15 protein-coding genes are annotated in these 15,163 nt (G+C 67.8%); 10 read left to right on the plus strand and 5 right to left on the minus strand.

Features of this window, described 5'->3' with window-relative positions:
* Positions 1 to 16: 16 nt before the first annotated feature.
* Positions 17 to 859 (minus strand): SMP-30/gluconolactonase/LRE family protein, encoded by an 843-nt coding sequence (locus tag G6N53_RS14845; RefSeq protein WP_163889531.1) that lies wholly within the window; start codon positions 857 to 859, stop codon positions 17 to 19.
* A 132-nt stretch (positions 860 to 991) separates the two neighbouring features.
* On the opposite strand from G6N53_RS14845, the gene G6N53_RS14850 reads away from it, so the two are divergent.
* Genes G6N53_RS14850 through G6N53_RS14880 form a run of 7 tightly spaced genes read left to right on the plus strand, consistent with a single transcriptional unit; the run spans position 992 to position 7,916 of the window.
* Positions 992 to 1,696 carry an NIPSNAP family protein gene (locus tag G6N53_RS14850; protein WP_163895905.1) on the plus strand — a complete coding sequence of 235 codons (705 nt, stop codon included), beginning with the start codon at positions 992 to 994 and terminating at the stop codon, positions 1,694 to 1,696.
* Positions 1,697 to 1,704: 8 nt separating this feature from the next.
* Positions 1,705 to 2,937: a cytochrome P450 gene (locus G6N53_RS14855; protein WP_163889533.1), complete on the plus strand. Its 1,233-nt coding sequence runs from the start codon at positions 1,705 to 1,707 to the stop codon at positions 2,935 to 2,937.
* Complete coding sequence (locus G6N53_RS14860; RefSeq protein ID WP_163889535.1) at positions 2,938 to 3,906, plus strand: zinc-binding dehydrogenase; 969 nt, start codon at positions 2,938 to 2,940, stop codon at positions 3,904 to 3,906.
* A 13-nt stretch (positions 3,907 to 3,919) separates the two neighbouring features.
* A complete protein-coding gene (locus tag G6N53_RS14865) occupies positions 3,920 to 4,699 on the plus strand; it encodes an HpcH/HpaI aldolase family protein (protein ID WP_205390381.1) in 780 nt (259 codons plus the stop codon).
* On the plus strand, positions 4,699 to 5,430 hold the full coding sequence (locus G6N53_RS14870) for an SDR family NAD(P)-dependent oxidoreductase (protein ID WP_163889539.1): 732 nt from the start codon (positions 4,699 to 4,701) through the stop codon (positions 5,428 to 5,430). Before G6N53_RS14865 ends, G6N53_RS14870 begins: the two co-directional genes overlap by 1 nt.
* Positions 5,431 to 5,438: 8 nt before the next feature.
* Positions 5,439 to 6,956, plus strand: a complete 1,518-nt coding sequence (locus G6N53_RS14875; RefSeq protein WP_163889542.1) for a flavin-containing monooxygenase — start codon at positions 5,439 to 5,441, stop codon at positions 6,954 to 6,956.
* Positions 6,957 to 6,962: 6 nt separating this feature from the next.
* Entirely contained in the window at positions 6,963 to 7,916 is a 954-nt protein-coding gene (locus G6N53_RS14880; protein ID WP_163889544.1) for an alpha/beta hydrolase, read from the plus strand.
* Here the strand turns inward: G6N53_RS14880 and G6N53_RS14885 are convergent.
* The gene (locus tag G6N53_RS14885) at positions 7,893 to 8,381 is read right to left on the minus strand and encodes an SRPBCC family protein (protein ID WP_163889546.1); all 489 of its coding nucleotides are present in this window, start codon (positions 8,379 to 8,381) and stop codon (positions 7,893 to 7,895) included. The two genes, G6N53_RS14880 and G6N53_RS14885, sit on opposite strands and share 24 nt — an antisense overlap.
* Positions 8,382 to 8,484: 103 nt before the next feature.
* Between G6N53_RS14885 and G6N53_RS14890 the strand changes: the two genes are divergently transcribed.
* Positions 8,485 to 9,636 carry an acyl-CoA dehydrogenase family protein gene (locus tag G6N53_RS14890; protein ID WP_163889548.1) on the plus strand — a complete coding sequence of 384 codons (1,152 nt, stop codon included), beginning with the start codon at positions 8,485 to 8,487 and terminating at the stop codon, positions 9,634 to 9,636.
* Positions 9,637 to 9,640: 4 nt separating this feature from the next.
* Here G6N53_RS14890 and G6N53_RS14895 read toward each other — a convergent pair whose 3' ends face one another.
* Positions 9,641 to 10,573: an LLM class flavin-dependent oxidoreductase gene (locus G6N53_RS14895; protein WP_163889550.1), complete on the minus strand. Its 933-nt coding sequence runs from the start codon at positions 10,571 to 10,573 to the stop codon at positions 9,641 to 9,643.
* Positions 10,574 to 10,702: 129 nt separating this feature from the next.
* On the opposite strand from G6N53_RS14895, the gene G6N53_RS14900 reads away from it, so the two are divergent.
* On the plus strand, positions 10,703 to 11,632 hold the full coding sequence (locus G6N53_RS14900) for an LLM class F420-dependent oxidoreductase (RefSeq protein WP_163889552.1): 930 nt from the start codon (positions 10,703 to 10,705) through the stop codon (positions 11,630 to 11,632).
* Here G6N53_RS14900 and G6N53_RS14905 read toward each other — a convergent pair.
* Together G6N53_RS14905 and G6N53_RS14910 are read right to left on the minus strand one after the other, a co-directional pair.
* Positions 11,619 to 12,638 carry an NADP-dependent oxidoreductase gene (locus G6N53_RS14905; protein WP_163889554.1) on the minus strand — a complete coding sequence of 340 codons (1,020 nt, stop codon included), beginning with the start codon at positions 12,636 to 12,638 and terminating at the stop codon, positions 11,619 to 11,621. The two genes, G6N53_RS14900 and G6N53_RS14905, sit on opposite strands and share 14 nt — an antisense overlap.
* Positions 12,639 to 12,692: 54 nt before the next feature.
* On the minus strand, positions 12,693 to 13,394 hold the full coding sequence (locus tag G6N53_RS14910) for a DUF427 domain-containing protein (RefSeq protein WP_163889556.1): 702 nt from the start codon (positions 13,392 to 13,394) through the stop codon (positions 12,693 to 12,695).
* A gap of 233 nt (positions 13,395 to 13,627) precedes the next feature.
* On the opposite strand from G6N53_RS14910, the gene G6N53_RS14915 reads away from it, so the two are divergent.
* Positions 13,628 to 15,058, plus strand: coding sequence for a WS/DGAT/MGAT family O-acyltransferase (locus G6N53_RS14915; RefSeq protein WP_163895907.1), 1,431 nt, complete (start codon positions 13,628 to 13,630; stop codon positions 15,056 to 15,058).
* The last annotated feature ends 105 nt before the right edge of the window (positions 15,059 to 15,163 follow it).

Genomic DNA, 15,163 nt, shown 5'->3' on the forward strand with positions numbered 1-15,163 from the left:
GACCTTTCGGAACGGTTCAGCGCAGCACGGCTGCAGGGACGTCGACGATCGTGGCGTCCAGACGGGAAAGCTTCGTCCCGACAAGGCGTTGAGGGTAGGCGTCCGTGGACGACAGCAGGAACAGCGTCCGTCCCTCCGGACCGCCCAGCGTGCAGGCGATGGCCGTCCGGTCACCCACGTCGATCCGGTCGGTCACGGTGCACGCCCCGCTGCCGCTCTCGGTGATCCGCTCGAACTGGTGAGCCAGTGTCATCGCCGCCCAGACCCCGCCACCGTCGTCGAGGCAGATGCCGTCCGGCGGCCCGTCCAGGCGGTCGGCGAAAACCCTTCGATCGCTGAGGGATCCGTCCGCCGCAATGGTGAACGCAGTTAACCGGCGCCCGGTCGACTCAGCGACGATCAGCGTCACGTCGTCGGGCGTAATCGCCATGCCGTTGGGGAAGTCGAGGTCGTCGGCGACGACGGTGGCGCGCTCGGCGCCGTCCCGATCGGGGTCGACCCGCACGATCACCCCGCCTGTGCGCGCCTGTGAGCCGACGTAGGCGCACCCGTGCCGATCGATGACCATGTCGCCGAGATCGGCCGGCACCAGCTCGGACAGGTCGGCGACCGTGGTGACGGTTTCGCCGTCGTATCCGAGCACCTGCCTGCATTGCGTGGAAACGATCAGCAACGTCCCGTCCTGGCGGAATCCCAGCCCGGACGGCGAATGTCCGGCCAGGTCAAGCGTGCTCATCTCGCCGCCGAGGGTCACGGTGTGCACGGCCTCGCCGAGCATGTCGGAGAACCACACAAGGCCCTCGAACCAACGGGGGCCCTCACCGAAGCAGAATCCATTGGCAAGCGGTGTGGGGGTCATCTGCCCAGCACCCGCCGGGGGCAATTCGAGACTTTACAAAACACGCGACAAGTGTCACGCTCGCTGGGTGTCACTGTCAACTACCTGCAACATTGGCGCACTCGCTGGTGAGAGGAACTGCCAGCCGTGAACATGAAGAAATACCACAGCCATACCCTCCTCTACCTGCACGAGACGATCGATCTGGGAGCTGCGGGCAGCGAGCAGTTCGTGTCGGAGTTCAGCGACAACTACCACCCGATGATGAGCGAGCTCGGCGCGAGGCTGTTCGCGATGTGGGAGTCGACCCCGTACAACGGACACTGGCCGCAGGTCACCGTCATCTGGGAGATCGATGCGTTCGCCGACTACGCCCGCATCGGCCGTGCACAGGCCCGCGGCGGCAGCCATGAGGGCGCCGCCGGGAAGTGGACGACATTCCTGCGTGACATCGGGGCCCGCGGAGAAGGCCGCATCATGTACGCGGGACGCAGCAACAAGACGCTGGCCGAGCTGCGGGACGCAGACTTCAAGGCGGGCTTGGTGATCCAGGAGATCATGCAGACCAAGCCGGGCCGTCAGGACGATTACATCCGGGAACTCGAGCGGCTCTACGTGCCCTGGTCGGAATCCACCGGTAAGCGGTGGCTCGGGTCGTTCATCACCACGTTCCGGTTCAACGAGGTCATCCATTACTGGGCGCTCGAGGGAGACTGGGACTGTTTCGAGAACCACTACCCGTCGTGGAAGGACAGCCCGCCCGCCGAGATCGTCACGTGGATGAGCGTCGCGCCCGCCCTGCGTGACGGCTGGGAGGACTCCATCCTCGCCGCCCTGCCGCCCTCCCCGCTCCAGTGAGCACGGAAATGCCGACGACGCAGTTCATCTACGACCCCTTCGATCCGGCGGTGATGGCCGACCCGCTCCCGTACTACCGGGTGCTGCGCGACGAGCACCCGGTGTACTACCTCGAGAAGTGGGACACCTACGCGCTGTCCCGCTTCTCCGACATCTGGAACGTGTTGGAGATCAACGACGGAACGTTCGTCGCCTCCGAGGGGACGTTGCCTGCCGCCGCGGTGCTCGCCGACCACAACGACGGTCCGGTTCCCGACCCGCCGCTGCACCCGATGCCGTTCCACGCGAACTTCGACGCACCGCTCTACGACGAGGTCCGCCGCTGCACCGCCGCACCTTTCCGGCCCAAGTCCGTCTCCAAGCTCGCCGACCGGATCCGGACACTGGCCAACGAGCGCCTCGACGAACTGCTGCCGCGTGGCAGCTTCGACCTGACCCAGGAGTACGGCGGAATCGTCGCCGCGTCGGTGGTATGTGAACTCGTAGGTCTACCAGTTGATCTCGCTGCCGACGTGCTCGCCACCGTCAACGCGGGCAGCCTCGCCCAGCCGGGCAGCGGTGTCGAGGTGGCCAACGCGCGGCCCGGCTATCTGGAGTACCTGGCGCCGGTCGTGGCGCGCAGGCGGGCGGGCGATGGTGACGATCTGCCGATCGTGGACAACCTGCTCGCCTACCGGTTGCCGGACGGATCGGCACTGTCCGACACCGAGGCCGCCGTGCAGATGCTCGGCGTCTTCATCGGCGGCACCGAGACGGTCCCCAAGATCGTCGCGCACGGGTTGTGGGAGCTCTCCGGCAGGCCCGACCAGCTGGCCGCGGTCCGCGCCGACCCGGACGACAACGTTCCCGTCGCGCGCGAGGAGATGATCCGCTACTGCGCACCCGCACAGTGGTTCGCCCGCACGCTACGCAGGCCGTTCACCCTCCACGACACCACGATCCGGCCGGGTCAGCGGATCATCTCGCTGCTCGCGTCGGCCAACCGCGACGAGCGCGAGTACCCCGACGCTGACGAGTTCGTCTGGAACCGGCCGATCCCGCGGCTGCTCGCGTTCGGCCGCGGCCAGCACTTCTGCCTGGGCGCCCATCTCGCACGGCTGGAGATCGCGATCATGGTGACCGAGTGGCTCAAGCGGGTGCCTGACTTCCAGATCGACGCCGGCGCCGCGTCGCGGCCGCCGTCGAGCTTCCAATGGGGCTGGAACAACGTCCCCGTGCAGGTCCGGGCGGAGGTCGGCTGAATGTGGTCCCACCGGCTCGTCGCTCCGTTCACCTTCGTGAAAACCGATGTGCCACAGCGATCGCCGGATTCTCTGGATGACGGCCAGGTGTTGCTGCGATTCCTGGCCGGCGGGATCTGCGGCAGCGACCTTCCCGGATTCCGCGGCGCCAAGGGCAGGCTGCCGGGGGACACCGGCGTCTCGGCCGCGGAGATGGACGGGTTCCCGATCCACGAGGTCGTGGGCGAGGTGATCGCCAGCCGCCATCCGGACCACCGCCCGCGTGACCGCGTCGTCGGGTGGGCATCGGGGTTCGACGGGCTGATGGAACAGGTCGTCGCCGACGGTGACGGCCTGGCGCCCTACGGCCCCGCGCTGAGCCCCGAGCACGCCGTCGGGTTGCAGCCGCTGGCCTGCGTCCTATACGCCGTAGAGCAACTGCCCGACCTGACCGGCAGGCACGTCGCGGTCCTCGGCCAGGGCTCGATCGGGTTGTTGTTCTCCTTCGTCGCCAAGGCGGCGGGGGCCGCGCATGTCATCGGCGTCGACCCGGTCGACCGCGACGACGTCGGCCCGGCGTTCGGGGTCGACACCGTGGTGCGCGCGACCAGCGATCGCTGGGTGAGCCGGCTCGCCCCGGATTCCAAGCCCGACATCGTGATCGAGGCCGTCGGACACCAGGTCGCGACCCTCGGGCACGCGGTGGAGGCCGTCGCGCCGGGTGGCACCGTCTTCTACTTCGGGGTGCCCGACGACGACTCCTACCCGATCAGCATGCGCACCATGCTGCGCAACAACCTCACCCTGAAAGCCGGGATCACACTCGACCGGCGGCGGGTCCTCGACCGCGCCGATGCGTTCGCGCGCGAGCACCCCGGCCTGCTCGGCCGCTACCTGACCCACACGTTCCCCGCCGACGAGGTCCAGGCCGCGTTCGAACTGGCCTGCCTGCCGGTGCCCGGCAGGGTCAAGATCGCGATCGTGCCGTGAGGTCGTGGTGACGATGAGCAGGCTGCAGGATGCGCTGGCCACAAAAGACCGGGTGTGGGGCGGCTGGGTGGTGGGCCCGACGATCCTCGGCCCCGAGGAGTTCGCCAGGGCCGGTTACGACTACATCGGATTCGACGTTCAGCACGGATATCTCGGCGACGCCGACGTCGCACTGATGCTGCGCAGGCTCGAGCACGTCCCCGTCGCCACCGCGGTACGCCTGCCGACACCCGATGCCGCCCCGATCGGCAGGGTGCTCGACGCCGGTGCCGACGCTGTCATCATCGCGATGGTCGAATCCGCCGAACAGGCCGCCGCAGCCGTCGCCGCCACCAGGTACGCGCCGGCCGGCGTGCGCAGCTTCGGGCCGCTGCGGGCCGACATGGGTCACGACCCCGTCGGTCTCCAGGCACGGGCGTCGGTGTTCGCGATGGTCGAGACCGCGCGCGGGCTCGCCGCGATCGACGAGATCTGTGCCGTCGACGGGTTGACGGGTGTGTATGTAGGGCCCGCCGATCTCGCGATCTCCATGGGTTCTGCGCCGGCCGACGCATGGACACGGCGGGAGGTCCGCGACGCGATGACCGACATCCGCCACGCCACCGATTCGGCAGGGCTGGTCAGCGGCGTCCACGCCGGCACCGGCGCCCTCGGAAACACCGCTGCACAGCTGGGATTTCGGATGATCACGCTCGCCTCGGAATCGCAGGCGCTGCACCGGGGCGCGACAGCACACCTCGGCGAGGCACTCGGGACCGCCGACGCGGCGGATCCCCGGAAGGCGGGGTACTGATGGCCGCCGATCGGGTCGCACTGGTCACGGGAGCCGCCCGCGGGCAGGGCGCGGCGATCGCTGCCCGGCTGCTCGAGGACGATTTCCGGGTGGCCGCCTGCGACCTGCTCGCCGACGAACTGGCGGCGACCGTGGCCGCACTCGACACCGACCGGGCCGTCGCCGTGGCGCTGGACGTGACCTCGGCCGACCAGTGGGCCCATGCGGTCCGCACCGTCGTCGACCGGTTCGGCGCGCTCACCGCCCTGGTGAACAACGCCGGCGTGCTGCACCGCGCTTCGCTGGCTGACGAGACTCCGGCGGGCTTCGAGGGCAGCTGGCGGGTCAACTGCCTCGGCCCGTTCCTCGGAATCCAGGCGTCGCTTGTCCACCTGCGTGACGCCGACGGCGCGGCCATCGTGAACACGTGCAGCACCGGAGCGGTCCGGCCGTTCCCGAACCACGCCGCGTACGGGTCGTCGAAGTGGGCGCTGCGGGGTCTCACCCAGGTCGCCGCGGTCGAACTCGCGCCGTCGCGGATCCGGGTCAACTCCGTGTTCCCCGGCCCCGTCGAGACCCCGATGCTCGACACGGACACGCAGTCCCGGCTCGCCGCAACCGCGTTGATGGGCCGCATCGGTAAGCCCGTGGAGATCGCCGACGCGGTGGCGTTCCTGGTCTCCGAGCATGCGTCGTTCATCACCGGATCCGAGCTCATCGTCGACGGTGGGCAGTCCCTGAAGATTGGATGAGGACCTCAATGGCGAAGACGCTCTCCGTGGGCATCATCGGGGCCGGGCCTGGCGGCCTGGCGCTCGGAACCTTATTGCGCAAGGCAGGATTCGACGATTTCACGATCTTCGACCGCGAGGACGGAGTCGGCGGTACCTGGCGGGTCAACACCTATCCGGGTTTGGCCTGTGACGTGAAGTCGCATCTGTACTCGTATTCGTTCGACCTCAACCCGCGCTGGTCACGGCTGTGGTCGGGGCAGGAGGAGATCCTGGAGTACTTCGAGCGGTGCGCCCGGCGCTACCGCCTGGACGCACACTTGCGGCTGAACACCGAGATCGTCTCGGCCACGTGGGAAACCGCCGACAGGACATGGCGGCTGGGCACCGCGACCGGTGAGGAGTTCACATTCGACATCGTGGTGTCGGCGGTCGGGATCTTCACCCAGCCGGTGATGCCGGACCTGGTGGAGGAGGAGCCGTTCACCGGAACCCTCATGCACACCGCACGCTGGGATCACTCGGTCGACCTCCGAGACGCCCGGGTCGCCGTCCTCGGCACGGGATCGACTGCAGCACAGCTGGTGCCAGAGGTCGCGAGGGTCGCGTCGAAGGTCTACTCGGTGCAACGATCGCCGACCTGGGTGCTGCCGAAACCGGACCGGCCCTACACCGAACGCGAGAAGTGGCTGTTCGCCCATGTTCCGCTGGCCAAGAAGATCTACCGCACCAGGTTGTGGCTGCGCAGCGAGTCGAACATCTCGGTCATCGAGAACGGCAGCGACAAGACCCAGGAGTTCAAGGGGATCGCGTTACGCACACTGGAAGCGACGATTCCCGACGAAGAGCTGCGGGCCAAGCTCACCCCGACCCATCCGTTCGGGTGTAAACGCCTGGTGTTCGCCACCGACTATCTGCAAACACTGAATCTGCCGCACGTCGAGGTGGTGTCCAGCCCGGCGCGCACGCTTCGGGCGAGGTCCTTGGTCACCGAGGACGGCACCGAACTCGACGTCGACGTGGTGCTGTGCGCGACCGGGTATGCGGCGGCGGACTATCTGGGTCAGATCGAGGTCCAGGGGGCCGGCGGCACCGCGCTGCGCGACACCTGGCGTGACGGTGCGTTCGCCTACCTCGGGATGGCGGTGCCCGGCTACCCCAACTTCTTCATGCTCTACGGGCCGAACACCAACGTCGGCTCCAACAGCGTCATCTTCATGCTCGAGGCACAGGCCCACTACATCGTGCGGGCGCTGAAGTACATGCGCCGCAAGGACAAATCCTACATCGAGGTGCGCGCTGAGGTGACACAGCGGTTCCTGACCAGGATCGACACCTGGATGCAGGGCACCGTCTGGTTGACCCGGTGCAGCAACTACTTCCGCGCCGCCAATGGAAGGGTGGTCACCCAGTGGCCGCGGAGCGCGCGGGCCTTCTGGGGACTCACCCGCTGTTTTCGGTCCGCTGACTACACCTTCTCCGAAACTCCCGGGTCTTCCGGCGGCCGAAACATCCGTGTCGGGACCCAGACCGCTGTGAAGCGGTAGACCGCTATGACGATTCCCCGGCGTCCGCCGGTCCGCGACATCGCCGATCGACTCGATTCGGCGTTGCGGCCGTTCGCCGCGGCGCGAACCGACCTGTCGCCTGCGGTGCTCGGCGCGGTCCGGGATTCGCTCAACCAGCGGCGTGCCGAGACCGCGAGGACCGCGGACACCGTGGCCGTCGAGATCGAGCAGCGTGCGGTGCCCGTCGAGGCGGGACGCGTCGTGACCGTCCGGATCTACCGCGGCGGGCCGCCGCCGTCACCCGCCGTCATCTATTGCCACGCGGGCGCTTTCGTGCTCGGCAACCTCGACACCGACCACCGGCAATGCATCGAGTTCGCCCGGCGCGGACGCTGCACCGTGATCTCGGTGGATTACCGGTTGGCGCCCGAACACCCTTTTCCCGCCGCGTTGGACGACGCACGCGCGATCCTCGAGTGGGTGTCGCGCAGCGCCGCCGAACTGGGCGTCGATGCCGCCGCACTGGCGGTCGCCGGCAGTAGCGCCGGGGCGGCGTTGGCGGCCGGCCTTGCCCGGTGTGCCGCGGACGGGACCGCACCCCCGGTCGTCTTCCAGATGCTGCACCAGCCCGTCCTCGATGACAGGCCGACACCATCGAAGGAGGAGTTCACCTGCACGCCGGGGTTCGACGGCCCGGCGACGATGTTGATGTGGCGGCACTACTGCGGGACAGGACCGCCGGCCGCCGAAGCGGCGCCGGGTCGGGCCGACGAATTGGACTTCCTGCCAAGGACATTGATCACCTGCTCGGAACTCGATCCGCTGCGCGATGAAGCGGTCGACTATGCTCTGCGGCTGATGTGGGCCGGTGTCACGACCGAGCTGCATGTGTTCGCCGGCACCTGCCACGGGTTCGACTCGCTGGTGCCCGACTGGGAAACCAGCGGTCAACTGTTCGACATCCAGGGCGCCGCGCTACGGCGCGCCCTTCTGCGCTAGCGCCAGTTCGCGGGCGACGGCCGCGTGGTAGGCGTCGATGTTGGCGGGATTGACGGTGCGGAAGAACCCGTCCGGTAACGGGGAGTCCCTGTAGGCCTCGACGGTCATCGTCCGGCTGAACAACGTGACGTCCTCGCCCGGCCGGGTGAACTTGTACTGCACGGTGATCCGGCCGGGCATACCGCCGCTGCCGTCTGCGTCGTGGCCGAGATTTCCCACTGAGGTGAACATCCACAACTTGGGACGCATCGCGATCGCCAGATGCCAGGTGAAGATCCGTTTGCCGTCCGGGCCGGACTCGGTCCAGGTGTCACCGACTTCGAGGGGCGCCTTCTCGACGACCTTGCCGACATGTGCGCTTCCTGGATAGGTCTTCGGCCAGTTGGCGGGATTGGTCACGAAGTCGTAGATCTCTTCGGGAGATTGGGTGAATGCCGTCTCCGACGTCGTCGTCACGATTCCCACGGGGTCCGCCCTTCTGTCTGGTCGCGGTCTACTTTACAAAGTACCTGCCAAATGTCACGCTCGTGCTGTCGGCGCAGCCACCCGGAAAGGACGGGATGTCAGCATGGACTTCTCCGAAGTAGAGCTGTCCGAGGAGGATCGGGCCTTTCAGGCCGAGCTACGGGCGTTTCTGCGGTCCTTGGTGACCGAGGACGTCATCCGGCGTGACCGCGAGACCGGCGACAACTTCGACGAGGACGTCCATCTGGCCCTCGGCGCCGCCGGATACCTCGAATGCGACTTCCTGCCCGAGGAAGAAGGTGGCTTCAGCCCGGTGCGCCGCAGGATCTGGGAACTTGAGATCGGCCGCGCGCAGACGCCGTGGTTCCACTGGGGCACCACGGCGATGGTCGCCTGCGCGGTGAAGCAGTTCGGCTCGCAGGACCTCAGGGACGAGGTCTTCGCGAAGGTGCTGTCCGGTCACTACCGGCTGTGCCTGGGCTACACCGAACCCGACGGCGGCTCCGACGTGGCGACCTGCAGGACCCGTGCCGTCCGCGAAGCGGATGGATCTAGCTGGGTTGTCAATGGCTCGAAGATGTTCACCTCCAATGCCCATCACGCCCAGTACGTCTTCCTGATCACCAACACCGATCCCGCGGCGGCCAAGCATCAGAGCCTGACGATGTTCCTGGTCCCGCTGGACTCGCCGGGTGTCGAGATCCAGCCGATCCGCACCGTCGACGGTGACCGCACCAACATCACCTTCTACAGCGACGTCCGTGTCGACGACAGATACCGCGTCGGCGCCGTGAACGGCGGCTGGGCGGTGCTCCGAGAGGCCCTCAACGCCGAACACGGCACGGTGGAACGCGACAACAGCGGTCTGCACAAGATCGCGGTGATGACCGAGCACGCGCTGCTGCTCGCCGGCGCCGTCGACAGGGTGGCCGCCGAGGCCCGGATCGAGGACGAGTCCGTCGGGTTCCGCCTCGGCCGCGCGATCGCTCGGTTGGAGGCGGCCCTGAGCACCCCGCAGATGTTCGGCCGGGTCGCCATTGCCCAGACACTTCGTGAGGTCACGCCCGATCTGATGGACATCTGTGGCGCGGGGTCCGCCGTACCGGACGGGCTCGGCGCCGAGTACCTGTTCCGGTTGGCGGGTCCGACCGGAATCTACGGCGGAACCCTGGAGGTGTTCCGCAACATGATCGCCCAGCATGCGCTCGGCCTCGGCAGGCCCCAGTACGCGCCGCCCGCGGCGCAGCGCACCTAGAGACTTAGAGGTGGGGGATAACCTCTGAGGCGAGTAGCCCCAGGGTCTGATCCGAGCAGCGGTCGTGGGTGAACAGCACTATCTGACCGAATCCCATCTCGACGAGCTCACCGAGACGATCGACGATCGCGGGCCCGGTGCCGATCAGGCCCGCCTCGTGCAGGCCGAATGCGGCCATCCCGAACCGCTTCTCGGCAAGGCTGCGGATCCCGGGCAGCGCGTCGTCGTCGGGGGCGAGCGCCATCACCGCCTCGATCGAGAGCACGATGGAGTCGGGATCGCGACCGATGTCTTCGCAGATCGACCGAAGTGCCGACAGCTTGTGTTCCAGTTCGCCAAGCGCGTAGGTGGGCACATTCCAGACATCTGCGTAGCGGGCAACCAGCGGCAGCGTGAACTTCTCGCCGACGCCTCCGACCACGATCGGCGGCCGGGGGTGCTGGACGGCCCCGGGTTTGATCGGCATGTCCGACACGGTGAAATGCTCGCCGGTGAAGTCGATCCGCTCCTCGGTGAACGCCTGGTGCAGGATCTGCAACGTCTCGCCCAGCCGGGCCGATCGTTGCGCGAACGTGCCCCACTGCAGACCGGCACGCCGGTGCTCGTCCTCGATCGAGCCGCTGCCGAGGCCCAGCGTCAGCCGGCCGCCCGAGATCTGGTCCAGCGTGGTCGCCATCTTCGCCAGCGTCACCGGATGGCGGAACTGGTTGCACAGCACCATGTGTCCGACGCGGATCCGGTCGGTGCGGGCCAGCAGGGCGGTGGCCAGCGTCCAGGCCTCCATCGAGGGGTACTCGGGCATCCCGGGGCCGTACAGATGGTCATAGAGCCACAGCGAGTCGATGCCGAGTTCCTCGCAGCGCCGGGTGCGGTGCAGGACATCGTCGAACGAGAAGCCCATCTGGGGCAGGTAGACACCGATCTCGGGTCTGGTCATGACCGCGTGGTCACCTTTCCGCGCACGGGCGCTGCTGTACATTCCCCCGCACGCATGGTAACGACATTCTCAGTATTGGAGAAGGTAGTTCTGAAATGGTTTCGGCTACCTCGAGCCAGAAGGGCCGACATGCAGTTCTCGATCACCCATCCGATGCACAGTCACCCGTACAACCCCGAACTCGTCACGGGCGCCGGCATCGCGCAGGTCGCGGTGGCTGCCGAGAAGGCCGGCTTCGGAGGGTTCGGGTTCACGGATCACCCGGCGCCGACGCAGCGGTGGCTGGAAGCCGGCGGCCACGATGCGCTCGACCCCTTCGTCGCGATGAGCTACGCCGCCGCCCACACGAGGACGTTGCGACTGATCCCGAACATCGTCGTGCTGCCGTACCGCAATCCGTTCGTGGTCGCCAAGGCGGGCGCGACGCTGGACCTGATGTCGGACGGCCGGTTCACGCTGGCGGTCGGCGTGGGTTATTTGAAGCGTGAATTCGCGGCGCTCGGCGTCGATTTCGATGAACGAGCCGCGCTGTTCGAGGAGTCGCTGGAGGTGATCCGGGCCATCTGGACAAGCGACGATCTGACCTTCGAGGGCGCGCACTTCAGCGCCAGGGGAATCACCGCTCATCCCCGGCCGGTCGGCAAGCCGCATCCGCCGATCTGGATCGGTGGCAACACGGCCGCGGCGCGGGCCCGGGTGGCGGCCCACGGCCAGGGGTGGTGTCCGTTCCGGGCTCCCGCGGTGCTCGCCCAGACCGCCCGCACCGCCACCCTCGACTCGGTTGACCGCCTCGCCGCCGGGATCACAGATCTGCGTCGGCGCCTCGAGGACGCCGGTCGGGACCCCGGGGACGTCGACGTGGTGTTCACCAACAGCGCCGGTGGCAGTCCCGGCGACGACGACTTCGACCCGGACGCGTTTCTGGCCGGGGTGGCCGAACTCGAGACGGCCGGGGTGACGTGGGTTCAGGTGTCGGTGCCCGGCGACAGCCTGTCGCACACCCTCGAGGCGATCGAGGAGTTCGGGTCCTCGGTCGTCAGCGAGGTCATGCGCCGCTGAGCCGCACCAGTGTCTTGCCGATGTTGGCGCCGGTGAACAGGCCGTTGAGCGCATCGACGCACGACTCGATGCCCTCGAAGATGTGCTCGCGGTGCACCAGCAGACCCTCGTGGTCCCACTGCCGCAGCGCTGCGAACGCCTCGTCGAAACGGCCCCATTCGTCCAGCGCGTTGAACCCCTGCATCGTCGCGGTTTTCGCGAGCAGGTTCACATAGTTCGCCGGCCCGGGATGATCGCCGGTGAGGTAGCTGGAGATGACGCCGCAGAGCACGACGCGCGCCTTGTGCGCCAGCCGGCCGAGCACCGCGTCGAGGATCGGACCGCCGACGTTGTCGAAGTACACGTCGATACCCCGTGGACAGTGCTCCTTGAGTGCGGCGGGCACATCCTCGCCGCGGTAGTCGATGCACGCGTCGAAGCCGAAGTCCTGCACCACGGCCCGGCACTTGTGCGGCCCCCCGGCGATACCCACCACTCGTGCGCCGGCGATCTTGGCGATCTGCCCCGCCACCGAACCGGTGGCGCCTGCGGCCGCGGACACCACGACCGTCTCCCCGGGCTGCGGGCGACCGACACCGATCATCCCGAAGTACGCCGTGGCCCCGGTCGGGCCGTACACCGACATCACCGCACGGTGGTCGACCTGATCCCCGGGCCCGGGCACCGGTGTGGTGAACAGGTCGTCGCGCACCAACGTGTACTCCTGGAAACCCGTCAGGGTCGTCACAACGTCGCCGACGGAATAGGCCGGACACCGGGACACCACAACCTCGCCGATGCCGGCTGCGCGGATGCACTCACCCAGTTGCACGGGCGGCAGGTAGCTCGGCTGGTCGTCGAGCCAGGTACGCGCCGCGGCGTCGATACCCACGTAAGTGGTGCGCACCAGGGCCTCACCGTCGGCGGGTTCGGGTGCGTCGACCGTGACCAGTTCGGTGTCCTCGGGGGCGACCAGCCCGCGTGGCCGGCGGCGCAACAGGATCTGGCGGTTCTTCTGCGTCGGCATCACGCAGAAGTTACCCAAGCCACGGCGGTGCCGGACCCGATCAGCCGGACCGGATCACCTCGATTTCGGCGGCCACCGAGCGGGTTCGGGCAACTCGGCCAGCACCTCGAGCCTCGACGCGTCGAAGCTCAACATGGCCTTGATCGGCAGGCTCTCGGACAGCGGGTCGGCGTAGCTCCATGCCGCGTCCTCGACGACGGCGCCGCCGACGGTGACGCTCCAGTAGGTGGCGTACCCCTTGTAGTTGCAGTAGCTGGTCGTCGCGGAGCGGCTCAACAGGTCCGTGCGCACGTGCGCCGCATCGACGTAGAGCCTCGGTTCGAGCGCAGTCTCGAACAGGATCGTCGTGTCGTCGGTGTCGACGAGGGTCGCGCCCAGCGCGTCCACCCTCAGCCGTCGTGTGGTCGGGCGGCAGTCCACCCGGTGGTACGGGTTGGGTGGATAGTTCACCAACTGTCGCCCCTCCTCGATCCAGCTGTCCATCAGCGCCCAGGGCACCACGACGTAGCCAGGAGCTTCCGGTACCGGATCGCCGGGCAGGTCGCCGACCTCGTCGGCGGCGAAGGCGTAGCTGAGCGGCCGGCCCCGGCGGTGCACCATCAGGGCGCGTTCGGTGTCGATGACCGTGCAGCCGTCGCGGATCGCCTGTACCCGCCGCGGGTGCGGCTCGATGTACACGACGTCGTCGGCGACGCGGGGCGCGAGCAGGCCGGCACGGTCGCCGCTGAGCGGGCCGGTTCCGGCGACCAGGCTCATCGAAGGTTCCCGGTGAGACTCGGACTCGTCGGCGCCTGCATGCCTTCAGACCTTACAAAGTCTTCTGGAGATATCACGTTGGTGCGTCCCGACCCCCCGCCGGCTCATGTCAACAGACGGTGTCGGTTTCGGCGAAGGAGACATCACGTGTGCGGGACCCTGTGAAATGGGTACCACGACCAGGATCGGCACCGACGGCGTGCGGCGGTGGGTCGTAGACGAACGGGGTGACAGTGAAACGGCTCAACGGCGTGGACGCCATGATGCTGTACAGCGAGACCCCCGAGATCCACATGCACACCCTCAAGATCGGCATCCTCGACGTGTCGGATGTCGAGGGCTACGACTTCGAGCTGTTCCGGTCGGTCGCCGCGGCTCGTCTGCACGCACTGGCCCCGTTGCGGTATCAGCTGGTCGACATACCGTTGAAGTTCCATCACCCGATGTGGGTGCAGAACGCCGAGATCGACCTCGACTACCACGTGCGCCGCGCCCGGGTCGCCGCCCCGGGAGGCCGCCGTGAACTCGACCAACTGATCGGAGAGCTCGCCGGCACTCCGCTGCGCCGCGATCGCCCGCTGTGGGAGATGTACGTCGCGGAAGGGTTGGCCGACAACCGCATCGCGATCATCCACAAGGTTCACCACGTGCTCGCCGACGGGATGGCCTCCGCCAACCAGCTGGCCATGGCGATCCAGCCGCAGGAGCCTGCGGTGGGAGGTCAACTCGCAGCCGCCCTGCCCGATTCCGGAACACCGGCAAACCTGCTCAGGGCCGCCGGACTCGACCACCTCAGGCAGATTCGAAGGCTGCCACACCTGATGAACCAGACCGCCACCGGCGTGCTGAGGGTCCACAGGAAGTCCAGGCAGCGCGGCCGCAATCCCGACCTGGCGCGCAACTTCGCCCCGCCGGCCACGTTCATCAACCACGTGGTGACGCCGGGGCGGCGCTTCGCGACGGCGCCGCTGGCGCTGAACGACGTGAAGGACACCGCCAAGCACCTGGGCGTGACGCTCAACGACATGGTCCTGGCGACGGCAGCCGGTGCCCTGCGCCGGCTGCAACTGCGTTACGACGGCAGAGCCGACGCGCCGCTGATCGCCGGGGTCCCGGTGAGCGTCGACCCCTCCCCGCAGCGGCTCGTCGGCAACGAATTCACCTACATGACACCGTCATTGCCGGTCCATGTCGACGATCCGCTGGAACGTGTGCGGCTCACCGCAATGTCGACGTCGATCGCCAAGGAGAACCACCAGCTGCTCGGGCCCACGCTGATTCCGTCCTGGCTGACCTATCTGCCGCCGGCGCTGACACCGGGCATCTTCCGCAGCCAGGCTCGGCGGGTCGAATCCGCGACCGTGATGAACCTGACGATCTCCAACGTGCCGGGACCGCGGCAACGGGGGTTCATCGAAGGCGCGACGGTCGACGAGATCTACTCGGTCGGGCCGATCGTCGCCGGCAGCGGGATGAACATCACCGTGTGGAGCTATGTCGACCAGCTCGCCATCTCGGTGCTCACCGACGACCGCACCCTCGCCGATCCGCACGAGGCCACCGATGCGCTGATCGACTCGTTCGTCGAGATCCGCCGTGCTGCAGGGTTGGCTGACGCGCTGACCGTGGTCGAGACCGCCATGCCGATGGCTCCGGCGACTTAGCTTCCAGGCTGCGCCGGTGTTCCGGCGGAAACCGTTGCTCGGTCAGTTTTTTCGCCGCACCCAACGGAGACACGGGCTGCGCTCGGGCGCCTGCGGGCTTTACAG

Source organism: Mycolicibacterium hippocampi, assembly GCF_010723735.1.
In the GTDB taxonomy this organism is placed as follows: Bacteria; Actinomycetota; Actinomycetes; order Mycobacteriales; family Mycobacteriaceae; genus Mycobacterium; species Mycobacterium hippocampi.

Coding starts and splice junctions, on each gene's coding strand:
- G6N53_RS14890 (WP_163889548.1), top strand. CDS start 8,485: ATGGACTTCTCCGAAGTAGAGCTGTCCGAGGAGGATCGGGCCTTTCAG.
- G6N53_RS14895 (WP_163889550.1), bottom strand. CDS start 10,573: ATGACCAGACCCGAGATCGGTGTCTACCTGCCCCAGATGGGCTTCTCG.
- G6N53_RS14870 (WP_163889539.1), top strand. CDS start 4,699: ATGGCCGCCGATCGGGTCGCACTGGTCACGGGAGCCGCCCGCGGGCAG.
- G6N53_RS14875 (WP_163889542.1), top strand. CDS start 5,439: ATGGCGAAGACGCTCTCCGTGGGCATCATCGGGGCCGGGCCTGGCGGC.
- G6N53_RS14855 (WP_163889533.1), top strand. CDS start 1,705: ATGCCGACGACGCAGTTCATCTACGACCCCTTCGATCCGGCGGTGATG.
- G6N53_RS14845 (WP_163889531.1), bottom strand. CDS start 859: ATGACCCCCACACCGCTTGCCAATGGATTCTGCTTCGGTGAGGGCCCC.
- G6N53_RS14860 (WP_163889535.1), top strand. CDS start 2,938: ATGTGGTCCCACCGGCTCGTCGCTCCGTTCACCTTCGTGAAAACCGAT.
- G6N53_RS14910 (WP_163889556.1), bottom strand. CDS start 13,394: ATGAGCCTGGTCGCCGGAACCGGCCCGCTCAGCGGCGACCGTGCCGGC.
- G6N53_RS14880 (WP_163889544.1), top strand. CDS start 6,963: ATGACGATTCCCCGGCGTCCGCCGGTCCGCGACATCGCCGATCGACTC.
- G6N53_RS14850 (WP_163895905.1), top strand. CDS start 992: ATGAAGAAATACCACAGCCATACCCTCCTCTACCTGCACGAGACGATC.
- G6N53_RS14905 (WP_163889554.1), bottom strand. CDS start 12,638: ATGCCGACGCAGAAGAACCGCCAGATCCTGTTGCGCCGCCGGCCACGC.
- G6N53_RS14900 (WP_163889552.1), top strand. CDS start 10,703: ATGCAGTTCTCGATCACCCATCCGATGCACAGTCACCCGTACAACCCC.
- G6N53_RS14865 (WP_205390381.1), top strand. CDS start 3,920: ATGAGCAGGCTGCAGGATGCGCTGGCCACAAAAGACCGGGTGTGGGGC.